This is a genomic window from Pseudomonadota bacterium, from assembly GCA_034189865.1.
Classification (GTDB): Bacteria; Pseudomonadota; Gammaproteobacteria; order UBA5335; family UBA5335; genus JAXHTV01.
The window spans coordinates 1-5,534 of sequence record JAXHTV010000054.1 but is presented as its reverse complement, the minus strand read 5'-3'; the positions used below and the strand labels follow the sequence as shown (position 1 = coordinate 5,534).

Annotated in this window: 6 protein-coding genes; all 6 read right to left on the bottom strand. The window is 54.0% G+C overall.

All coding sequences use genetic code 11. The features are described 5' to 3' along the window. Positions 1-62 precede the first annotated feature (62 nt). Positions 63-662 (bottom strand): peroxiredoxin, encoded by a 600-nt coding sequence (locus tag SVU69_13540; GenBank protein MDY6944020.1) that lies wholly within the window; start codon positions 660-662, stop codon positions 63-65. A 194-nt stretch (positions 663-856) separates the two neighbouring features. Beyond that, positions 857-1,858 (bottom strand): hypothetical protein, encoded by a 1,002-nt coding sequence (locus SVU69_13535; protein MDY6944019.1) that lies wholly within the window; start codon positions 1,856-1,858, stop codon positions 857-859. 145 nt (positions 1,859-2,003) lie between these two features. Then, positions 2,004-2,900 carry a hypothetical protein gene (locus SVU69_13530; protein MDY6944018.1) on the bottom strand — a complete coding sequence of 299 codons (897 nt, stop codon included), beginning with the start codon at positions 2,898-2,900 and terminating at the stop codon, positions 2,004-2,006. Between the two features lie 84 nt (positions 2,901-2,984). Beyond that, positions 2,985-4,034, bottom strand: a complete 1,050-nt coding sequence (locus tag SVU69_13525) for a beta-galactosidase (protein MDY6944017.1) — start codon at positions 4,032-4,034, stop codon at positions 2,985-2,987. Positions 4,035-4,192: 158 nt separating this feature from the next. After that, entirely contained in the window at positions 4,193-5,020 is an 828-nt protein-coding gene (locus SVU69_13520) for a methane monooxygenase/ammonia monooxygenase subunit C (GenBank protein ID MDY6944016.1), read from the bottom strand. Positions 5,021-5,264: 244 nt separating this feature from the next. Continuing rightward, on the bottom strand, positions 5,265-5,534 hold a 270-nt coding region (locus SVU69_13515; GenBank protein MDY6944015.1), incomplete at its 5' end, for a hypothetical protein.

The following is a 5,534-nucleotide window of genomic DNA, read 5'->3' as shown; positions in this document are numbered from 1 at the left end:
GTGGGTCCGGGGGCGCGGCCGCCGGGGGGGCGCCCTCGACTGGTGGTGCATTACAAGCGGTATCAGAGTTCTTTGCTGTGCTTAGCCAAGTACTCCGCGACCCCTTCGGCGGTGGGTTTCATGCCTTCTTGGCCTTTTCGCCAGCCTGCGGGGCAGACTTCGCCATGCTCTTCGACGAACTGGAGCGCTTCGACCAATCGCAGCATTTCTTCGACTTCCCGCCCCAAAGGCAAGTTATTGACGACTTGATGTTGAACGACGCCATCACGGTCAATCAAGAACGACGCACGGAGGGCGACACCATCGGGATGTTCAACGCCATAGGCTTGTACGATCTCATGGCGTACGTCCGCCACCATGGGGAACTTCACGGGGCCGATGCCGCCTGATCCCACCGGCGTATTTCGCCAAGCGTGGTGAGTAAACTGGGAATCGATCGAAACACCGACAACTTCCACGCCCAACTCGGCGAATCGCGCCATCCGATTGTCGTGGGCGATGATTTCCGATGGGCAGACAAAGGTGAAATCGAGTGGCCAGAAAAACAGGACGACATAGCGACCCTTCAAATCCGACAATTTAAAGTCCGCTTTGATTGTACCGTCCGGCATGACGGCTGGCGCCGAGAAATCGGGTGCAGGTTTGGTCACGAGTACACTCATTGTGAAACTCCATTTTCTGTTGGATTTTCGGGGGATTGAACAAACGGGTTTTGCCTATACTGGTTCAAAGAGCGTCAATGAGCCAGCCGATCGGCATCAAGTCTGTAGCACGTCGCCGGCCGGCCATGGCCGCTGAAAGACCGAGCGGGAAAATCCACTCGGTGGTCACGATGTATCTTCTCACGTTGGCCCGATCAACGGTCAATGACAATGAACTTGGGCAAACGCGCACGCGAAAGTTCGTAGAGCCTTTCAAAAGGGAGGCGATTCTGGTTGTAGACCGAGAATCCGTGTCTGGAAAGATCTTCGTACACATCCGGTGTTGTCTCTTCGAAATCAGCCTCGATCGGCGGGGCTTCGTCGTCAAACAACGCGATTACAGAGCTGCGTCCCGGCTCCATGACGGCGCTGTTCACGCCAATTACTTTTGGAATGAGATCTTTGCGGTTCACGTAATGGATATAACGTGGTCCATTGGGAAAGTAGGGTTCGATGGAGCCGAAGGTTTCGATTTTCAAAAGCCGCATCATGCGATCGGCTTCGCCCGGCCGGCGGGTTCTTCGCTGCAAAACCAGTTTTGCTCGAACCAGCGCGGCGGAAATCATTGCCGGTCCGATACTGCCGCCCCGGACGTGAAGTTCTTCGCCGCGCTCGATTGATCGGATCATTAAATCCGTCAGGGTCGATACAATCGCTTTGTGGCTTTGAACAACATTTCGTGACGGGAAGGTATTGAAAACACCGATCACGGGTATGCCGCTGACTTCCGAGAGCTGTTGCGCCATCAGGAATTCGCGTTCGACCTTGGGGCTGCCGCCATTGACGAAAAAAAGTCGCTTATTCGATGGGCGTGAACTGTTCGTGACAACAGGCGGAACTTCGTTAACGTCGACCTGATAGGGATCATACATACAGCCGTTCGCGCCCAAAAAGAAACCGCCGTATGCGGCGGCTTCCAGTCCTGACGGGGCCGCGGAAGGATCCGCGCATTCTATGGCGTTCACTGATCCAGAGCACATGATCGACAAAAGCAACAACAAACTTGTTAGCTTGGAGATGTTGTAGCTCTTAAACATAGTCGTGTCTCCATCCACTGTTATCTTCGATCTCAGCGTCGCCGATAAATTACTTTTGCATGCGCTTCGAACGGGCAACATGAAACCAACTAGACGCCCGACTGTGTCGTATAATTTCACGGTAGTAGCTATCCCTGGTATCGATGGTAAGTTGTTATTCTAGGTCTCGTTTCCGCTACCCGATACTTCCACGAATAAGATTTAAAAGTCTAACCCCGGGATTTCCGGTCAGTAGACATCCGACAGTAGTTAGTGTTCTGGCTAGTCAACGGTCGACACGAACGTTTTTCGGCAAAACGGGGCGAGAATGATCGTACACTTCCTCGAACGGGAGACGATTCTGATTATAAACACTGAAACCATGTCTGGAGAGACTGCGAATCGCGTCGGGAGTCGTTTTCTCGAACCCTGCCTCAATGGGCGGAATCTCATCATCGAACAAGGCGATGACGGAAGCACGCCCAGGTTGAGCGAACGGACTGAGTACGCCTGATTTTTCCGGCCACCTATCTTTCAAGTTCGCGTAGTGAATGTAGCGTGGTCCATTCGGGAAATAGCGTACGACTGAGCCGGCCGTTTCCACTTTGACCCGTCTCATCATGCCATCGGCTTCACCGGGACGGCGTGTACGCCGCTGCAAAATGGATTTCGATCGAACCAACGCGGCGGAGATCACGGCCGCTCCAGCACTACCCCCACGCAAATGTAGTCCCTCACCCTGTTCGACAGAACTCACGATCAAACTGGTTAGAGTGGAAACAACAGCGTTGTAGCTGGAATCGTAGCTCAGTGTGCCTTTCTCGGATGGGAATGTATTGAAGACACCGATGACGGGCATACCACTGACCTGGGATAGTTGCCGGGCCATCAGGAATTCACGTTGGACTTTTGGATTGCCACCGTTTACGTAGAATAGACGCTCGCGTCGTGAATAAGCGCCTTTCGGGTAGACGGGTGGTACATTAATTACATCGGTTTGAGCCGGGTCGTACATACAGCCGTTCGCGCCCAAAAAGAAACCGCCGTATGCGGCGGGATCCATGCCGGGTGCGGCGGCTTTCGGGTCGGCGCACGGTGAACCGGCGACTGCCTTAGCGTGTGTAATGACAAAAAGTAATAGCAGTCCGATCAGTACAGTAGCCCTACGTGTTGTGGCCATCATGAGTTCTCTCGTTTACTTTTTTGATCCTGGTTCTGATTTCACTGCTGTTTTATCGTTGCCCAGGGCTGATCGTAGGATGTCGAATTAGTCAACCCCGCCATTTTGCCGAATAACGTCTCCGTAACGCTCCCATGCGAGTTTTGGCGTGCGATCGTTGTTCAACAATCCAAAGGCTTCTTCGCGCGGGAGCCACTCGTCATCATTGTCCAAGTATTGATAAAAGTAGATGCCCGTGGCGCCGGCTTTAATCGACGCCTGAGTCATGGCGACGACATACTCGGCCTGTTTTTCCTCCGTACGCCGTGGTCCCGGCGTCGGCGTTTGATAGCCCGTTTCCATCACGATAACCGGCTTACCGCCGCTGGCCTCGCGAGCTTGCGCAATCTGTTCCGCGACCAGATCGTCGAACCCACTTGGGTCCGGGGAGGTAAATGCAGGATAAGTAAAAAGGCCCACCGCGTCGTAGTCGATCAACGTGGCCATCTCTCGTAAAAATGCCTGCCATCCAGGGATGGGGGCCGCGGTGAGTATCATCTCGGCGCCGCCCTGCTGATCATGCGTTCTGACGGCATTGGACAAGACGACCATGATCTCGTCGTTGATTGCCGGTCGCCAGACTTTAAAGCGCCAGCGAAGGAGCACGTGGCCGGCCGCGATATGAAGCTCGTTTTCCAGTCCCCAGGCGTCCACATCCGCCGCATATCGTTGAACGGTGGCATTGGCATAGTCCCGGAGTTCATTGACGTACTGCGAGCCGGTTAGCCAGCGTGTCCATAGTGGTGCAACCGGGCGCTGGAGCGTGTTGTAGCCGTTCCCCAGCGTTCCCAATATCCGCAGACCGTTTGCTCGCGCTTCTCGGACCAACATATCGAAATACTCAAATTCGAAGTCTACGCCTCGAGTCGGCTCGAGTCGGCCCCAGGCAAAATCGATCCGAACCCATTCAATGCCATTGGCCGCAATGGTTTTGAAATCCTCCGGGTAGAGCTCGTAGCCGGGAAAGTTGACGTGATAAGCCACCAGGCCCCACTGGAAGTCATTCGGCGCTTGGGCTGCGCGGAGCGGCGCGGTAAGGCCAAGTAAAAGAAGTAGGGCAAAAAAGGTGATTGTTGTTCGTCGATGCACCGCGCTCATAGTGGCTCCGTAGATCAATCGTTATTTCGTTGTGGGTGAATGTTACGTCACAAAAGGGAGGGATGCGACCTTGCCGATGACAGACCAAAAAAAACGCCGAGTCCGTTATAGACTCGGCGTTTTTGATCGCAAAGAATTGCGTGCTGGTAGCGGCCGGGTTAAGCGGCGATTCGTTCTTGATCGGATTCAATCGCCGTCAGATCCCGAACGCGCATGAGGATCTGCATGATGAATCCGCCAATGGCGAACAAGGCCCAACCGAGAACCACGAAGCCCCAGTGGATGGGAGCGGCGAACAATTCTTCAGCGTAGAAGAACGTGTGGCCCCATTCGTTCAAGCCCAGGTTCGGCATGATCAAGACCGGAGCGGACAGGATCAGTGCCAGTGGGATGGAAACGCGGTTCACAAAGTAGGGCACGCGAGTGTGGATCCACAGAAAACCGAGGATGCCGCCGACGGCGCCCGCCGGAATGACGAAGTAGAACAAGCCAATGTGGGTCGGCGTGAAGTCGGTGTCACGGATGGTGACTTGGTGCCATGCGGCGTCGGCTTCAACGTAAATCCCCAAGCCGGCGACCAGGATGATGCTGCCAACCGCGGCGAACGAAAGGATGATGTAGTAGATTTTCAGTTCGGCCGATGGTGTCATGGCTTCCGGGTTAGCCGGTCGCGTGAACCACAAAATGGGCACGCCGATGGCCAGAATCAATGACAGAAGCACAACCTGGGTCCAAAAAAGGCTCATCCAGTAGGTCTGGAACTCCGCTTCGAAATAATCGAGGCCGACAGAAAACGAATAGACTTGCTGGTACCAGCGATATGCGCTAAGAACCAACACTGCCAGAGAAATGCCGACAACAGCAAGAGCCCATGGCACGCGCGGTGCGACGTTCTCATCTTGAACCAGCCCCAGAAGCCTTCCGATGCGGGTGAAAATACCCTCCGCTTTGGCGGCTTGTTCGGTGCTTTGTACAACCGTGCTCATAAGCTCCTCCAAATTACATTTGAGTCAAACTGAATTAACGCAACGTTCGGTCGTCCTGACCGTTCGTTTATTTTGCCCTTGGAAAGGGGCTCGATTCTATCGGCCCACATTCAAATGGTCAAACAATGGCCACTTATCCGCATTGATATAGATCAGGTCATTTGTTTGTTTGCCCGCAATGCTAAATAAACGTTTGTTTAATTGCGCGGGATGTGACGTTCCATAATATCAGTAAAATCGAATATTATCCATCCGTCATGTTGGGGTTTGCGCCGATGGGCGGCGGGGCCGACGTATTTTGCGTTGATCCAACGGTGAACCGGCGCAGGCGAAGAGAGTTGAACAATACAAATATGCTTGAGACGCTCATGGCGCCTGCGGCAATCATGGGGTCCAGTAACCAGCCGGTTAGCGGATAAAGCAAGCCGGCGGCGATCGGGATCAGCGCGACGTTATAACCATAGGCCCAAAGGAAGTTCAGGCGAATCGTCCGGTTACTCCGGCGGGATAACTT

What these genes read in the sequence shown, in the direction of transcription:
- SVU69_13540 (MDY6944020.1), bottom strand. Translation starts at nt 662, where the DNA reads ATGAGTGTACTCGTGACCAAACCTGCACCCGATTTCTCGGCGCCAGCC.
- SVU69_13530 (MDY6944018.1), bottom strand. Translation starts at nt 2,900, where the DNA reads ATGATGGCCACAACACGTAGGGCTACTGTACTGATCGGACTGCTATTA.
- SVU69_13525 (MDY6944017.1), bottom strand. Translation starts at nt 4,034, where the DNA reads ATGAGCGCGGTGCATCGACGAACAACAATCACCTTTTTTGCCCTACTT.
- SVU69_13520 (MDY6944016.1), bottom strand. Translation starts at nt 5,020, where the DNA reads ATGAGCACGGTTGTACAAAGCACCGAACAAGCCGCCAAAGCGGAGGGT.